This is a genomic window from Methyloversatilis sp. S146-33, assembly GCF_059552495.1.
Map to the genome: position 1 here is coordinate 39,625 of NZ_JCANOT010000014.1, position 15,681 is coordinate 55,305.

General features: G+C 65.7%; 14 protein-coding genes. 7 read left to right on the top strand and 7 right to left on the bottom strand.

All coding sequences use genetic code 11. The features are described from left to right. From AC51BJ_RS02645 to AC51BJ_RS02655, 3 genes are all read right to left on the bottom strand, one after another. The gene (locus AC51BJ_RS02645) at positions 1-1,236 is read right to left on the bottom strand and encodes an EAL and HDOD domain-containing protein (protein WP_496279250.1); all 1,236 of its coding nucleotides are present in this window, start codon (positions 1,234-1,236) and stop codon (positions 1-3) included. Between the two features lie 123 nt (positions 1,237-1,359). Then, complete coding sequence (locus AC51BJ_RS02650; protein WP_496279251.1) at positions 1,360-2,736, bottom strand: phosphomannomutase/phosphoglucomutase; 1,377 nt, start codon at positions 2,734-2,736, stop codon at positions 1,360-1,362. Positions 2,737-2,844: 108 nt separating this feature from the next. Further along, positions 2,845-3,414 (bottom strand): TetR/AcrR family transcriptional regulator, encoded by a 570-nt coding sequence (locus tag AC51BJ_RS02655; RefSeq protein ID WP_496279252.1) that lies wholly within the window; start codon positions 3,412-3,414, stop codon positions 2,845-2,847. 116 nt (positions 3,415-3,530) lie between these two features. Between AC51BJ_RS02655 and AC51BJ_RS02660 the strand changes: the two genes are divergently transcribed. From AC51BJ_RS02660 to AC51BJ_RS02670, 3 genes are all read left to right on the top strand, one after another. Continuing rightward, positions 3,531-4,283: an electron transfer flavoprotein subunit beta/FixA family protein gene (locus AC51BJ_RS02660; protein ID WP_019918690.1), complete on the top strand. Its 753-nt coding sequence runs from the start codon at positions 3,531-3,533 to the stop codon at positions 4,281-4,283. Between the two features lie 10 nt (positions 4,284-4,293). Beyond that, positions 4,294-5,229, top strand: a complete 936-nt coding sequence (locus tag AC51BJ_RS02665) for an electron transfer flavoprotein subunit alpha/FixB family protein (protein WP_496279253.1) — start codon at positions 4,294-4,296, stop codon at positions 5,227-5,229. A 78-nt stretch (positions 5,230-5,307) separates the two neighbouring features. Next, entirely contained in the window at positions 5,308-7,092 is a 1,785-nt protein-coding gene (locus AC51BJ_RS02670; protein WP_496279254.1) for an acyl-CoA dehydrogenase, read from the top strand. A 204-nt stretch (positions 7,093-7,296) separates the two neighbouring features. On the opposite strand, the gene AC51BJ_RS02675 is transcribed toward AC51BJ_RS02670, so the two are convergent. Together AC51BJ_RS02675 and AC51BJ_RS02680 are read right to left on the bottom strand one after the other, a co-directional pair. Further along, the gene (locus AC51BJ_RS02675; protein WP_496279255.1) at positions 7,297-7,893 is read right to left on the bottom strand and encodes a response regulator transcription factor; all 597 of its coding nucleotides are present in this window, start codon (positions 7,891-7,893) and stop codon (positions 7,297-7,299) included. 5 nt (positions 7,894-7,898) lie between these two features. Then, the gene (locus AC51BJ_RS02680; RefSeq protein ID WP_496279256.1) at positions 7,899-9,827 is read right to left on the bottom strand and encodes a sensor histidine kinase; all 1,929 of its coding nucleotides are present in this window, start codon (positions 9,825-9,827) and stop codon (positions 7,899-7,901) included. Between the two features lie 183 nt (positions 9,828-10,010). On the opposite strand from AC51BJ_RS02680, the gene AC51BJ_RS02685 reads away from it, so the two are divergent. From AC51BJ_RS02685 to AC51BJ_RS02700, 4 genes are all read left to right on the top strand, one after another. Continuing rightward, on the top strand, positions 10,011-11,015 hold the full coding sequence (locus AC51BJ_RS02685) for a TRAP transporter substrate-binding protein (protein ID WP_496279257.1): 1,005 nt from the start codon (positions 10,011-10,013) through the stop codon (positions 11,013-11,015). A 60-nt stretch (positions 11,016-11,075) separates the two neighbouring features. Further along, positions 11,076-11,699 carry a TRAP transporter small permease gene (locus AC51BJ_RS02690; RefSeq protein ID WP_496279258.1) on the top strand — a complete coding sequence of 208 codons (624 nt, stop codon included), beginning with the start codon at positions 11,076-11,078 and terminating at the stop codon, positions 11,697-11,699. Beyond that, positions 11,696-12,982 carry a TRAP transporter large permease gene (locus AC51BJ_RS02695; RefSeq protein WP_430433646.1) on the top strand — a complete coding sequence of 429 codons (1,287 nt, stop codon included), beginning with the start codon at positions 11,696-11,698 and terminating at the stop codon, positions 12,980-12,982. Before AC51BJ_RS02690 ends, AC51BJ_RS02695 begins: the two co-directional genes overlap by 4 nt. A 214-nt stretch (positions 12,983-13,196) precedes the next feature. After that, positions 13,197-14,363 carry a methyl-accepting chemotaxis protein gene (locus AC51BJ_RS02700; protein WP_496279259.1) on the top strand — a complete coding sequence of 389 codons (1,167 nt, stop codon included), beginning with the start codon at positions 13,197-13,199 and terminating at the stop codon, positions 14,361-14,363. Positions 14,364-14,432: 69 nt separating this feature from the next. Here the strand turns inward: AC51BJ_RS02700 and AC51BJ_RS02705 are convergent, their stop codons facing one another. Further along, the gene (locus tag AC51BJ_RS02705; RefSeq protein WP_430433648.1) at positions 14,433-14,942 is read right to left on the bottom strand and encodes a c-type cytochrome; all 510 of its coding nucleotides are present in this window, start codon (positions 14,940-14,942) and stop codon (positions 14,433-14,435) included. Positions 14,943-14,970: 28 nt separating this feature from the next. Then, positions 14,971-15,552, bottom strand: a complete 582-nt coding sequence (locus tag AC51BJ_RS02710) for a pentapeptide repeat-containing protein (RefSeq protein WP_496279260.1) — start codon at positions 15,550-15,552, stop codon at positions 14,971-14,973. Positions 15,553-15,681 lie beyond the last annotated feature (129 nt).

Consider the following 15,681-nt stretch of genomic DNA (forward strand, 5'->3'; position numbering starts at 1 on the left):
TCATTGTCCGAGGCCGGCGGCCCACCCCATGGCTTCGGACACGGCAACGGTGAAATCTTCGCCGCTCAGCGGCGGCAGAGCGGCCAGCGTGGCGGCGAAGTCGGTCGTGGCGTCTTCCTCCCAGCAGCGCAGCAGCCGGAGCAGTGCGCCCAGCGTGCCCGAGCCGTCGGTCAACGCGCTGTGGATGCTGCGATCGACAGTCAGCGTCTTCAGCACTTCGTCCATTGACACGCCAAGCAGCGCCGGCAGCAGTGACAGGATGCCGGTCAGGAAAGCGCTGTCGGGGTCGCCGTCACGCATGTCGCAGCGCTCGGCCAGCAGTTCCATCGTGCGTGCGCGGGTCGCCACCATGTTGAGCAGCGGCGTGTGCGCCTTGCCGCTGCCCTGCGTACAGAACAACAGCAGCTGCAGCCAGCGCTGCAGCTGACGGCGACCGAGCAGCGTGATCGCCTCGCGTGCGGTCGATATCTGACGCTTGCTGCCACTGCCGACCGAATTGGTGATGCGCATCAGGTTCACCAGCAGCGCCGGCTCCTGCTTGATCAGCGGTTCCATTGCCGACGTGTCGGCGTCGCCGATCACCATGCCGAGCAGGCGCAGCAGGGTCGTTTCGCCTGCGCTCAGCGTGCGGGTGCTCAGCACGCTCGGGCGGGCGAAGAAATAGCCCTGGAAATAGGCGAACCCGAGTTCGTGGCAGCGCCGGGCCTGTTCGGCGCTGTCGACCTTTTCGGCCAGCAGCTTGGCCGAGTAGGGCCGGAAGCGTTCGACCAGATCGGGCAGCGCGTCGGGGGCGACGCCCAGCAGGTCGATCTTGATGAAGGAAGCGATCTCGATCAGAGGCTTGTAGTTCTCTTCCAGATCGAGCACGTCGTCGAGCGCCAGCCGGAAGCCTTTGCGCACCAGTTCGCGCGCCCGCGCGATGACTGCAGGCTTTGGCGGAACGGTTTCAAGCAGTTCGATGACGATCTTGTCCGCCGGCAGCAGTTCGAGCGCCTCGGACATCAGCATGTCCTCGCTGACGTTGATGAAACCGAAAGCGTCGCCCAGCGCCTGTTCGAGACCGAGTTCGTTGAACACCGAGGTGATCACCCGCGCGGTGGCGCTGACGTCGCAGTGAAATTCGGCCTGTTCGACGTTCCCGGAGCGGAACAGCAACTCGTAGGCGTAGAGCGCCTGGCTCCGGTCCAGTATGGGCTGGCGGCCTACATAGATGTTGTTTGTGGCGGCAGTGAGCATGCTTCTGTTGTCGGCATGCCGGCCGCCACATTTAGGGTGCGAGCGGGGTTTATTTCATGGCGATGACGGCTTCGGCCGAGCGCCGGAAACCGGCGCCCGACCGGGCGCCGGGGAACGGTGCGTTCAGAAGGGCAGGGCGAGGTCCGGGCGGGCGCTGCCGAGCACGCGGCGGAAATCCGCCTGGATGCGTTCGAGCGCCGTGGCGTCGTCCGCCTCGAACCGCAGCACGACCACCGGCGTCGTGTTCGATGCCCGCATCAGCCCGAAACCGTCGGCGTATTCGACGCGCAGGCCGTCGATCTTGATGATGTCTCGGGCGCCGTCGAAAACCGCCGATTTCTGCATCTCGGCGATCAGCGCGTGCGGTTCGCCCTCGTTCATCTTCAGGTTCAGTTCGGGCGTCGAGGTGGCGGTCGGCAGCGCCTTCAGCACCGCGTTGCCGTCCGGCGCCGCAGACAGGATCTCCAGCAGACGGGCACCGGCGTACAGACCGTCGTCGAAACCGAACCAGCGCTCCTTGAAGAACATGTGACCGCTCATCTCGCCCGCCAGCGCGGCGCCGCTCTGCTTCAGCTTGGCCTTGATCAGCGCGTGGCCGGTGTTCCACATGACCGGCTCGCCGCCGTGTTCGCGGATCCACGGTGCCAGCAGGCGGGTGCATTTGACGTCATAGACGATCTGCGCGCCGGGCTGGCGCGACAGCACGTCGGCGGCGAACAGCATGAGCTGACGGTCCGGGTAGATGATTTCGCCGTCGCGGGTGACCACGCCCAGGCGGTCGCCGTCGCCGTCGAAAGCGAGGCCGATTTCGGCGTCGCCAGCGGCCAGCACGCGGATCACGTCTTCCAGGTTTTCCGGCTTGGACGGGTCTGGGTGGTGGTTCGGGAAATTGCCGTCCACTTCGCAGAACAGCGGCACCACTTCGCAGCCCAGCGCTTCGAACAGGCGCGGTGCGATGTCGCCGGCGACGCCGTTGCCGCAGTCGATCACCACCTTCATCCGGCGCTTGAGCTTCACGTCGCCGGTGACGCGGGTGATGTAGGTGTCGCGCACGTCGGCGTGGCGCGTCGTGCCCCGGCCGTGCACCAGATCGTTGTCGACGATGCGGCGGCGCAGGTCCTGGATCATGTCGCCGTAAAGCGTCTGACCGCCCAGCACCATCTTCAGGCCGTTGTAGTCGGGCGGGTTGTGGCTGCCGGTCACGCTGACCGCACTGTCGGTGCCGAGATCGAAGGCGGCGAAATAGGACAGCGGTGTCGGCACGCAGCCGATGTCCAGCACATCGACGCCGGCGGCATTGATGCCTTCGGCCAGCGCACCGGCCAGTTCAGGGCCGGACAGGCGGCCGTCGCGGCCGACGGCGATGGTGCGCTGACCGCGCTTCACCGCCTCGGAGCCCAGTGCGTGGCCGATGGCGCGCACCGCGTCGGCGGTCAGCGTCTTGTCCACGATGCCGCGGATGTCGTAGGCCTTGAAGATTTCGGGTGCCGGGAAGGACATCGGTTTTCCTTTCTGCGTTCTGTTCTGTTGTAGGCCCGCACGGATGCGGCATTGCATCAATTATCCCGTGCGAACGATGACGGCCGCGCGGCATTGTTTTGCAAAATATCAACGACCCGTGATCAGGTTGGCGATGAACTGGCGTGCCGCCGCCGGCCGCGCCGTGTCCCGCGGAACATCCATCATGCCCAGGCCGAACACATAGGCATACAGCAGCAGGCTGCGATTGATCGCTTCGTCGGCGTCGCAGCCGGCGGCGCGGAACAGCGCTGCAGCGCATTCCAGACGCACGCTGTCCACTTCGTCGACGGCGGCGCGCGCCGCTTGGTCGTGGCGCGCCCAGTCGCGCAGCGCCAGTTCGACCTGCATGCCGCGGCGGTTGCGCGCCAGGCTGTAGGTGTCGATCACATGCTGCAGTTGCGCGATCTCGTCGCCGGGCGCAGATTGCGTGCGGTTGCGGATGTCGTCGATGCGGCCGTCGCGCCAGTGCTCCAGCACGGCATCGAGCAGGGCGCGGCGGTCCTTGAAGTGCCAGTAGAAGCTGCCCTTGGTCAGGCCGAGACCGCGCGCCAGCGTCTCTACCCGTATGCCGTCGACACCGCTGTCGGCCAGGGTCTGGGTGGCCGCTCGCACCCAGGTGTCGCGGTCGGTCTGTGGGCGGGCGGCGGTGTCGGGCATGGCGGTATTCCTGCGGCGTTGTTGACCTCGAAGTGAAGCATACGCTAGCGTATGGACTGAACATACGCATCCGTATGGGTGCGTGCAACCGTGAGCGGCACACAGGAGGCACAGGCATGAAGATTGTGGTCCCGGTCAAACGGGTGATCGATTACAACGTGAAGATCCGCGTTGCCGCCGATGGCAGCGGCGTTGAAACCGCGAACGTGAAGATGTCGATGAATCCGTTCGACGAGATCGCGGTGGAAGAGGCGGTGCGGCTGAAGGAGGCGGGCGTGGCGACCGAGGTGGTCGCGGTCTCCTGCGGCGTCGCCGGCTGCGTCGATACGCTGCGCACTGCGCTGGCGCTGGGTGCCGACCGCGCGATCCATGTGAATACCGATGTCGAACTGCAACCGCTGGCGGTGGCCAAGCTGCTCAAGGCGGTGGCCGGTCGCGAACAGCCGCAGCTGGTGATCTGCGGCAAGCAGGCGATCGACGACGACGCCAACCAGACCGGCCAGATGCTGGCTGCGCTGCTCGGCTGGGGGCAGGCCACCTTCGCATCCAAGGTCGGCGTCGCCGACGGTCGGGCGACCGTGACGCGTGAAATCGACGGCGGCCTGGAAACCGTCAGTGTGGCGCTGCCGGCGGTGGTCACCACCGACCTGCGGCTGAACGAACCACGCTTCGCCAGCCTGCCCAACATCATGAAGGCGAAGAAGAAGCCGCTCGACACGGTGACGCCGGACGAACTGGGCGTCGATGTCGCGCCGCGCCTGAAAACGCTGAAGGTGGCCGAGCCGCCGAAGCGTCAGGCCGGTATCAAGGTGGCCTCGGTGGCCGAACTGGTCGCGAAGCTGCGCGACGAAGCCAAAGTGCTGCGCTGAGGAGCCCCATATGAGCATTCTGGTCATTGCTGAACACGACAACGCCGGCCTGCGCCCCGCCACGCTGAACACCCTGGCTGCCGCGGCGAAGATCGGCGGCGACATCACCGTGCTGGTCGCTGGCAGCGGCTGCGCCGGCGCAGCCGCTGCGGTGGCAGCGGTGCCGGGTGTTGCGAAGGTGCTGAGTGCCGATGCCGCACATCTGGCTCACCCCACCGCGGAAGACCTCGCCGCAGCGGTGCTGGCGGTCGCCGCCGGACACAGCCACGTGCTGGCACCGGCCGGCAGCTTCGGCAAGAACTTCATGCCCCGCGTCGCGGCCACGCTCGACGTCGCGCAGGTGTCGGACATCGTCGAGGTGGTGTCGGCCGACACCTTCGTGCGACCGATCTACGCCGGCAATGCGCTGGCGACGGTGCAGAGCGCGGATCCGGTCAAGCTGATCACGGTGCGCGCGACCGCCTTTGACCCGCTGCCGGCGAGCGGCGGTGCCGCGCCGGTCGAGGCGGTGACACCGCCGGCGGCCAGCGGACTGTCCGCCCATGTGTCGCAGGAACTGTCGCAATCGGCCCGCCCGGAACTGGGTGCTGCGCGCGTCGTCGTGTCGGGCGGGCGCGGACTGGGCAGTGCCGAGGCCTATCACAGCGTGCTCGAACCGCTGGCCGACCGGCTCGGCGCCGCACTGGGCGCCAGCCGCGCCGCCGTCGACTCCGGTTACGCACCGAACGACTATCAGGTCGGCCAGACCGGCAAGATCGTCGCGCCCGACATCTATATCGCAGTCGGGCTGTCCGGTGCGATTCAGCACCTGGCCGGCATGAAGGATTCGAAGGTGATCGTCGCCATCAACAAGGACCCGGACGCGCCCATCTTCCAGGTGGCCGACTACGGTCTGGTCGGCGACCTGTTCGAACTGGTGCCGCAACTGGTGCAGGCACTGGACTGATCCGCAGCGGGCGGCATCCGCCCGCTGCCGTCACTGATCAATTTCGAGGGCCGCCAGAGCCCGATGGAGGAGAGCCTCATGAGCGAATACGTCGCGCCGCTGCAGGACATGCGTTTTGCGCTGGAACTGGCGGGTCTGAACGAAGTGGTGACCTTGCCAGGGTACGAGGATGCGAGTCCGGATGTTGTCGACGCCGTGCTGGAGGAGGCCGCCCGCTTCACCGGCGAGGTGCTGTCGCCGCTGAATCGCACCGGTGACCGCGTTGGCGCGAAGCTGGGCGAGGACGGCAAGGTCAGCATGCCGGACGGATTCGCCGAGGCCTATCGCGCCTATGCCGACAACGGCTGGAACGGCATGGGTTGCGACCCGGCGCACGGCGGTGCCGGCATGCCGCACCTCGTGGTGGCGCAGATCCAGGAGATGGTGATGGGCGCCAACATGGCGTTCTCGCTGTGTCCGCTGCTGACTGCAGGCGCCATCGAGGCGCTGGCGCTGTGCGGTTCCGACGAGCAGAAGGCGCTCTACCTCGAACGCATGGTGAGCGGCGAATGGACCGGCACCATGAACCTGACCGAGCCGCAGGCCGGTTCCGATCTGGCGGCGGTGCGCAGCCGCGCCGAGCCGCAGCCCGACGGCAGTTACCGCGTATTCGGGCAGAAGATATTCATCACCTTCGGCGAGCACGAACTGGCGTCCAACATCGTGCATCTCGTACTGGCGCGCACGCCGGGTGCGCCTGACGGGGTGAAGGGCATTTCGCTGTTCATCGTACCCAAGTTCATTCCCGATGCCGATGGCAACCCGGGCGCGCGCAACGACGTGCGCTGCGTGTCGCTCGAACACAAGCTGGGCATACACGCCAGCCCGACCTGCGTGATGGCCTTCGGCGATGCCGGCGGCGCCACCGGCTGGCTGTGCGGCGAAGAGTACCGCGGCATCGAATACATGTTCATCATGATGAACGCCGCGCGCTACGCGGTCGGTCTGCAGGGCATCGCGGTCGCGGAACGCGCGTTCCAGCAGGCGCGCGAGTACGCCAACGAGCGGCGTCAGGGCGGCGAGGCGGGCGTGAAAGGCGGCGGCAGCGTGGCCATCGTGCGCCACCCGGACGTGCGCCGCATGCTGCTGCGCATGAAGTCGCAGGTCGAGGCGATGCGCGCGCTGGCCGCGGTCACCGCGGCGGCACGCGACCGCGCAGCGCGCCATGCGGACGAGGCCGAACGTACGCGCGCCCAGGCCTTCGTCGAACTGATGATTCCGCTGGTCAAGGGCTGGAGCACCGAAGGCGCGAACGAGATCGCCTCGCTCGGCGTGCAGGTGCACGGCGGCATGGGCTATGTCGAGGAAACCGGCGCCGCGCAGTACCTGCGCGACGCGCGCATCACCAATATCTACGAGGGCACGACCGGCATACAGGCGAACGATCTGGTCGGTCGCAAGATCGCGCGCGACGGCGGCGCGGCCGCGCGCGCGGTGATCGCCGACATGCGCGATGTCGTCGCGGCGCTCGATGCGGCGCGGCTGCAGGCGCTGTCCGCGCCGCTGGGCGAGGCGGCGTCGGCGCTCGAACGCAGCGTCGATTTCGTCGTCGCGCACTGGCGCAGCGATGTGCGTGCCGTGCTGGCCGGCGCGGTGCCGCTGCTGATGCTGTTCGGCCGCGTGGCGGGCGGCTGGCAACTTGCGCGCGGCGCCCTGCTGGCGCAGCAGCGGCTGGCCGCTGGCGAGGGCGACGCCGACTTCCTGCGCGCCAAGATCGTTACCGCGCGCTTCTATGCCGATCACGTGCTGAGCGAGTGCGGCGGTCTGGCGCACATGGTGTGCAGCGGCGCCGCCGCGACGCTGGACGACGCGGCGGGTCTGTAGTCCGGCCGCCATCCCGGAACCGGGATTCCGTGGGGGGCTTCTGACCCCGACGGCACTCTGCCTCGAAGCCGGCGGGCCGCAGCGGCCCTGTCGCGGCCAAGGCCGCTCCCACAGGGCTTGCGCCCGCCTCACCGCCGGAGCCTGGACCGGAATTCTGTGGGAGGGGTCTTCTGACCCCGACAGCGGCGGTGAAAGTGCGCGGCGCTACTTCCTGGCCGCCAGTACCTGCGCCAGCTCCACAGCCGAGCGCACGCCCATCTTCTCGAAAATTCGGGCGCGATGGACTTCCACGGTGCGCATCGTGACGCCGAGGTCGCTGGCGATCACTTTGTTCATCTGGCCGGCCAGCACGCGCTCCATCACCTCGATCTCGCGCTGCGTGAGCTGGGCGACACGCTCCTCGATGACCTGTGCGGCGGCGCGCTTCGCCAACTGTTGCTGGTGCATGTCCAGCGCAGCCAGCGCGCGGTCCACCAGTTCGTTGTCGTTGAACGGCTTCTCGACGAAATCGAAGGCGCCCTGCTTGATCGCGCCGACCGCCATCGGCACGTCGCCGTGGCCGGTCAGGAAGATGACCGGCATGTCGTGGCCGTGCTCGTGCAGCCAGCCGAACAGCTCCAGCCCGCTCATGCCGTCCATGCGGATGTCCAGCAGCAGGCAGCCGCAGTGAGCAATCTCGCCACTGCCGATCAGCGCCTCGGCCGACGGCCAGGTGCGCACGGTATGGCCGCGCGAGCGGAACAGCCAGCCCAGCGCGTCGCGGATGGCTTCGTCGTCGTCGACGATGAAGATCTGGCTCATCGGCTTCACTCCCCGGCCGGCAGCTTCAGGATGAACACGGTACCGCCGCCGTCTGCGGATTCGAACCACAGCCGGCCGCGGTGCAGTTCGACGATGGAGCGGCAGATGTTGAGACCCATGCCCATGCCGTCCGGCTTGGTGGTGAAGAAGGGGGCGAACAGCTTGTCCGCCACTTCCGGCGGGATGCCGCTGCCGCTGTCGCGCACCGACACCTGCACGCCTTCGGCGTCGGCGCTGGTCTGTATCAGCAGTCGGCGTCGTTCCAGCGGGCAGGCGGCCATTGCGTCCATGCCGTTGCGGATCAGGTTCAGCAACACCTGCTCGATCATCACCCGGTCGGCGCTGACCGCGGGCAGGGCGCCGGCCAGCGAGCTGGAAATGCGGATGTCGCGCTTGCGCGCGTCAGCCTCGATCAGGCCCAGCGCTTCCTCGACCACGTCGTTCAGAGAACAGGCGACGCGCTTCGGCTCTGAGCGGCGGACGAATTCATGCACGCGGCGGATGATGGTGCCTGCGCGGCGCGCCTGCGCGTTCATTTTCGCCAGCGGCTCCTTCAGGTCGGCCAGCGAGCCGCTGCCGTTGTCGACCATGTTGAGGCAGGCCGTGCTGTAGCTGGCAATGGCCGACAGCGGCTGGTTCAGTTCGTGCGCCAGCGTCGATGCCATTTCGCCCATGGTGATCAGGCGGCCGGTGAACTGCAGCTTTTCCTGCTGCTGCCGGTACAGCTCCTCCGCCTGCTTGCGCTCCGTGATGTCGAGTACCGAGCTCATCCAGCCGACGTGACGGCCGTCGGCGTCGACCAGCGGCGCCTCCGAAATGAGCACGTCGAAGCGTTCGCCATTGCGGCGGATGAACTTCAGTTCCAGCGCTTCGTGTGAAGTCGCGCCGCCGGCCAGGATGCCGTCGTGCAGCGCGCGGATGTGTTCGGCCTCTTCCGGCGCCCAGTAGGGCATGGGTGGGCGCATCGCCATCAGTTCCTCGGCGCTCCAGCCGACCATGCGGCAGAAGGCCGGGTTCACGTGGGTGATGCGGCCGCTCAGGTCGCGCGCGCGCAGACCGATGCTGAGCGAATTTTCCATCGCCGAACGGAAGGTGTGTTCCTCGCGCAGCGCCTGTTCGGCTTCGAGCCTGCGCACCAGGTGACGACGCAGCGCCCACAGACTCCACAGCATCGTGAACGCCAGGCCGACGATGGTGACCACCAGCAGCGCCGGCAACAGACGGGTTTCGCTGCGGTAGGCGGTGACACGCAGCCGCAGGCCGTGACCGGGCGGATCGAACACCAGCGCATAGTTCATTTCGTCGTGTTCGGCCGCCACCTTGGACTTGCTGGCCAGCACGGTTTCGGTGTTGTCGATCACGTCCAGCTTGTAGCGCTCGGCGAACCACCAGGGTACCGATTGCGACAGCATCTGCTCGATCGAATAGGTGCCGCGCATCCAGCCCTGACCGCCGCCCAGCGGCACCAGCACGTCGAAATGCACGTCGCCGTCGGCCGTCGCGTAGGGCGGCAGGTAGGCGGCGCGGCCGAGCTGCTCCGCCAGCCGCGCCGGGCCGGACAGATCCGGGTCGTCGCCGTCGATGTGCGCGATGGTGTCGACGCGCAGCAGGCCGTGGCCGTTGGCGATCATGTTGCGCTGGCGTGCCTCGATCACCCGCGCATCGAGCCGGCCGTCGGCCGCCTCGCGCCCGATCTGTGCCATCTGCTCGGCATTGCGGTCGAGATGGAAGCGCAGGTCCTGCTCCATCCACAGCACGTCGTTGATCATCGTTGCGCGCTGCTCGTCCAGATCGTTGCGGTGCAGCCACCACACCAGCGTGCCGATGGCCAGCAGGAAGAGCGCGATGGCCACGCGCGGCACCATCCAGTACCAGCCCGGACCGGCGTGGTGAGAAGCCGCGTGCAGCGGTGAGGAGTGAGGGAGGGTGGTCATGGCGACGGTGCGTGCGATGGGCACATCATATAAGTGCACACGTGGCGCTGGGGACTTCGGTTTTCCACAGCGGCCGCGCGGTTGCGGATATCCACAATGGCCGCAGCCACCCCCGCCGACCACAATCCAGACATCACATTGGCCGTTCGCGCCGTGTGGCCTTCATACACAAGAGGAGACACCATGAAACTTCATTCCATGCTTTTCGGCCTGCTCACGCTCGGCCTGACTCCGTTTGCGCTGGCGCAGCAGCCCATCGTGATCAAGTTCAGCCACGTCGTGGCGACCGAGACACCGAAGGGCAAGGCGGCCGATTTCTTCAAGAAGCGCGCCGAGGAACTGACCGGCGGCAAGGTGAAGGTCGAGGTGTATCCGAACAGCCAGCTGTACAAGGACAAGGAAGAGATGGAGGCGCTGCAGCTGGGCGCGGTGCAGATGCTGGCACCGTCGCTGGCCAAGTTCGGCCCGCTGGGCGTTAAGGAGTTCGAGGTGTTCGACCTGCCTTTCATCTTCGACAACTACGCCGAACTGCATAAGGTGACCCAGGGGCCGCTCGGTGCCAGCATCCTGAAGAAGCTGGAACCCAAGGGCATCGTCGGCCTGTCGTTCTGGGACAATGGTTTCAAGTCCTTCTCGGCCAACACGCCGATCAAGACGCCGGCCGACCTGCGCGGCAAGAAGCTGCGCATCCAGTCGTCCAAGGTGCTTGAAGAGCAGATCCGCACGCTGGGTGCGCTGCCGCAGGTGATGGCCTTCTCCGAGGTGTACCAGGCGCTGCAGACCGGCGTGGTCGACGGCACTGAGAACCCGCACTCCAACATGTACACGCAGAAGATGCATGAAGTTCAGAAGCACATGGCGGTGACCGATCATGGCTATCTGGGCTACGCCGTCATCGTGAACAAGAAGTTCTGGGATGGTCTGCCGGCTGACGTGCGCACGCAGCTGCAGACGGCGATGAAGGAGTCGACCGACTACGCGAACAAGATCGCCAAGGAAGAAAACGACGCTTCGCTGGAAGGCATCCGCAAGAGCGGCAAGACGCAGATCTACGTGCCGACGCCGGAGGAACGCCTGGCCTTCAAGAAGGCGCTGGTGCCGGTGCATAAGAAGATGGAAAGCCGCATCGGCGAGCAGATCATCGCCGACATCTACAAAGAAACCGCATTCGACCCCACCAAGCTGTAATCCCCGCGCGGTGGCCGTGCTTCCGGCCACCGCGACCTCACTCTCCGTACGGAGGACCCCATGAAATTTCTCGATCACCTCGAGGAGTGGCTCATCGCCACACTCATCGGTGCCGCGACGATCATCGTGTTCGTCGCCGTGGTGCACCGTTATCTGGCTGGTTACGCCATTCCGGGCGTGCAGGACTGGCTGCTGTCGATCAACCTGAGCTGGGCGCAGGAACTGACGATCATCATGTTCGTGTGGATGGCCAAGTTCGGTGCCGCCTACGGCGTGCGTACGGGCATACACGTCGGTGTCGATGTGCTGATCAACCAGTTGAGTCCGAAGAACCGCGGCAAGTTCGTCGTCTTCGGCCTGCTCGCCGGCGCGCTCTTCACGGCGACGGTGGGCACGCTGGGCGCGCAGTTCGTCTGGGAGAACGGCGCCCATTACGCCGTGTTCAGCGCCCTCGGTCTGGATGTGACGGATATCCCTGAAGGCCCGACCACGCCCGATCTCGAATGGCCGACCTGGATTGTCTACTCGGCCATTCCTTTCGGCTCCTTCCTGATGTGCTTCCGCTTCCTTCAGGTGACCGTGGGTTTCCTGCGCACCGGTGAACTGCCGCATCACGATCACGGCCATGTCGATGGGCTGGACGAGGAAGAAATCGTCACTGCCGCCAAGGAGATGCGCACATGAATGCATTGATCATTTTCACGCTGCTGTTCGCGCTGATGCTGACCGGCATGCCGATCTCGATTTCGCTCGGCCTGACGGTGCTTACCTTCCTGTTCACGATGACAGAGGTGCCGCTGGAGTCGGTGGCGCTGAAGCTGTTCACCGGCATCGAGAAGTTCGAGATCATGGCGATCCCGTTCTTCATCCTCGCCGGCAATTTCCTGACCCACGGCGGGGTGGCGCGGCGAATGATCGCCTTTGCGACCTCACTGGTCGGACACTGGCACGGCGGTCTGGGGCTGGCCGGCGTGGTGGCGTGTGCGTTGTTCGCGGCGGTGTCCGGCTCCAGCCCGGCAACGGTTGTGGCCATCGGCTCCATCCTGTTGCCGGCCATGGTCAAGGCGGGCTTCCCGAACCGTTTCGGCGCCGGCGTGATCTCGACCTCGGGCGCGCTGGGCATCCTGATCCCGCCTTCAATCGTGATGGTGATGTATTCGGTGGCGACCAACACCTCGGTCGGCGCGCTGTTCATGGCGGGCGTCATACCCGGCCTGGCGCTGGCTGGCGTGCTCGGCTTCGTCACCTGGTATCGGGCGCGCAAGTACAACTATCCGCGTCAGCCGAAAGCCACGACGGCACAGCGTCTGAAGGCTTTCCGCGAGTCGGCCTGGGGCCTGCTGCTGATCATCGTCGTGATGGGCGGCATCTACACCGGCATCTTCACGCCGACGGAAGCGGCGGCCATGAGCGCGGTGTACGCTTTCATTGTCGCGGTGTTCGTCTATCGCGACATGGGTCTGCGCGATGTGCCCAAGGTGTTGCTGAACTCGGCCAACATGAGCGCGATGCTGCTTTACATCATCACTAATGCGGTGCTGTTCAGCTTCATCATGACCAACGAGAACATCCCGCAGACACTGGCCGAATGGATGCTGGGTCAGGGCCTGGGTCCGATCGCTTTCCTGCTCGCGGTCAACGTCATCCTGCTGCTGGCGGGCAATGTGATGGAGCCGTCGTCCATCGTGCTCATCTTCGCGCCCATCCTGTTTCCGGTGGCGGTGAAGCTCGGCATCGACCCGATCCACTTCGGCATCATGATGGTGGTGAACATGGAAGTCGGCATGTGCCATCCGCCTGTCGGCCTCAACCTGTACGTGGCGTCGGGCATCACGAAGATGGGCATCACGGAACTGACGGTCGCCGTCTGGCCGTGGTTGCTCGCGATGCTGGGATTCCTCGGCCTGGTGACCTACTGGCCGACGCTGTCGCTGTGGCTGCCGCGGACGCTGGGCATGATCAGCTGATGCGTACCTGACACCACTGCCACCCGCAGTTCTGACGCCGCGTGAAGTTCTGCGCGGCGTTTTTCTTTTTTGCAGACACCCTGCTCAAGTCCGCAGTGCCGACAGTCGTAAATGGTCCTACGAGGAGATCGACGGTGCGCTTTCGTATAACTAAAGTCTTATAAGCACCTGTCGATATTGGCCATGTAGTGAACCGAAAACAGGGAACAGACACATGAAGAACATGCTGAGCATCCGCAAAGCCTTCCTTTTTCACTCCATCTTTGCGTCCGTCGTCTGCATCGCAGTGTTCGGCTCGCAGCAGATGCTGTTCCCGGGAGTGACCGGACTGATTGCAGCCGGTGTGGTATGTGCCACTGTCATCATGGGCGTTGGTATCTGGTTCGGCACTGGCTTCGGCCAGCGCGCCGAACTGCTGGTCAACGCCATGCACAGCCTTGCCGAAGGCAAGCTCAATCACAAGCTCAGCCTGTCCGGCAAGGACGATTTTGCCTGGCTGGGCTATGAGTACAACCAGGCCTGCAAGTCTTTCCGCAAGCTGATCGAGAAGATGACGACCCTGTCGTCGACGCTCACCAGTTCGGCTGAAGAACTGTCCAAGCTGACCATCGCCGCCAACGAGACCGGTTCGCGCCAGGCTGACCGCATCCGTACCGTCGCCGAGGCGATGGAGCAGATGACCGCCTCGGCCCGCCAGGTCGCCGACCTGTCGGCCGACATGGACAGCATCGTGCGCGCCGCGGGCGACAGCACGCGCAGCGGCAAGACGGACCTCGAAGTGTCGATGGAGGGCGTCAGCCGCATCGCCAAGGAGATGGAAGAGTCGCTGCAGGTGATCGAGCGCCTGGTCAAGGATTCCGAAGAGATCGCCAAGATCAACGACGTGGTGAAGGACATTTCCGACCAGACCAACCTGCTGGCACTCAACGCGGCCATCGAGGCGGCACGGGCCGGCGAGCAGGGCCGCGGCTTCGCTGTGGTTGCCGACGAGGTGCGCAAGCTTGCGCAGCGCACCCAGGGTTCGACCGCGGACATCGAGCAGATCGTCGCCAAGATCCGCCACGACGCTCAGGAAACGGTCGAGCGCGTCGGTCAGGCCAGCGAACGCGTCAGCGGCGCCGTGACCACCTCGCGCGGCGCGGTGGAAACCTTCGAGTCCATCCTGCACCGCATGGAAGAACTGGTGAACAAGTCGGGTGAAGTGGCGACCAGCATGCGCGAACAGGACACCACGGCGCACGCCATCCTGCGCAACGCGGGCGAGTTGTCCGCGCTGTCCGAGGACAACGCACGCGGCGTGGCGCAGACCGCGTCGCAGGGCGAATCGGTTGCCGGCTCGGCGCGCGAGCTCGAAGCCAGCCTGCGCACCTTCCAGATCTGAAACGCTTCGATTCCGACCATGAAAAAGCCGGCGCGATGCGCCGGCTTTTTCATTTGCCGCGGGTGAGGTTCAGCGTGCCGCGGTCTTCCCCGGCGTCTTGATCCGCGCGTCCTCGTCGATGCGGGCCTCGATGAAGGTCTTGATCGCCCACACTGCCTCCTGCGTCAGCACCTTGTCCCACGGCGGCATGTGCTGCACGTCGAGCACCCGCTTGCCCTTGCGGACGGTCTTGACGAAGTAGTGATCGACGTCGCTGAGGCAGCGTGGCAGCAGTTCCGGCTCGGTCACCTTGCGACAGCCGCGGTGCAGGCGCAGCAGATTGGGGCCGACCTGGTTCTTGTGATTGACATCGGTGCCGTGGCAGACGGCGCAGGATTCGTTGTAGAGCGCGCGACCGGTATCGACGACGGCGGTGTTGCCGCGGTAGGGATTGCTGTCCTTCCATGCATCGCCGACCGGCGGCAGCGCCGAAATGTCGGTCTTGGGCGGGTGCGCCTCCATCGCAGGGTCTCCTGCGTATGCCGACGCGATGCCGAGTGCGGCCGCCAGCACCAGTGGTGCAGCCACTTTCCTGATCATGTCTTTTATCTCCTTGTGCGGACGGTGCTTACCAATCGACTGGACAACCCTTGCAGTCGTCGAAGTTCGCGTCGAGGAAGACGGTGTAGCGCGTCACGCAGCCTTCCATGATGGCGTTGCGGAAATCGGCGCTGCCGAACTTGGTTTCCTGCAGGTTGGCGTTGATCAGCCGGGCATAGTGGAAGCGCGCGAACATCGGGCGGGCTGCTTCCAGGTTGGCGGCGGTCAGGTCGGCGTAGCTGAAGTCGACGCGGAACATGCGCGCGAACTCCATGTCCGTGCCGACCAGCCGTGCGCCGCGCAGGCTGGCGGCGGGAATGTTGGCCTTCTGCAGGCGGGCCGAGCTGAGATCGGCGCGGTCCAGTATCGCGCCGGCAAGATTGGCGGCACGCAGGTCGGCGCGCACCATGTTCGCACCGGTGAAGTCGGCGCCAGCGAGGTCCTTTGCCGACAGGTCGGCGTGGCGCAGGTCGGCACCCGGGCAACGGGTGTAGGGCCAGATCGGGCAGCCATTGACGACCAGTGTTTCGCTCGTCGGTGCGTCTTCGGCGACGACTGGCGTGCTCAAGCCGAGCAGTACGAGCAGTGTTGCGGGGAAAAGTCTTCGCATCCAGGACTCCGGACAGAAAGAACCTGGCAACCGCGCGTCATGGGCCGACGCGGACGCGACGGCACCGGAAACCCTTGGGAGACCTTATCGCAGTTGCCAGGCAAAGGCCGGCCACGCAGGGCCGGCAGG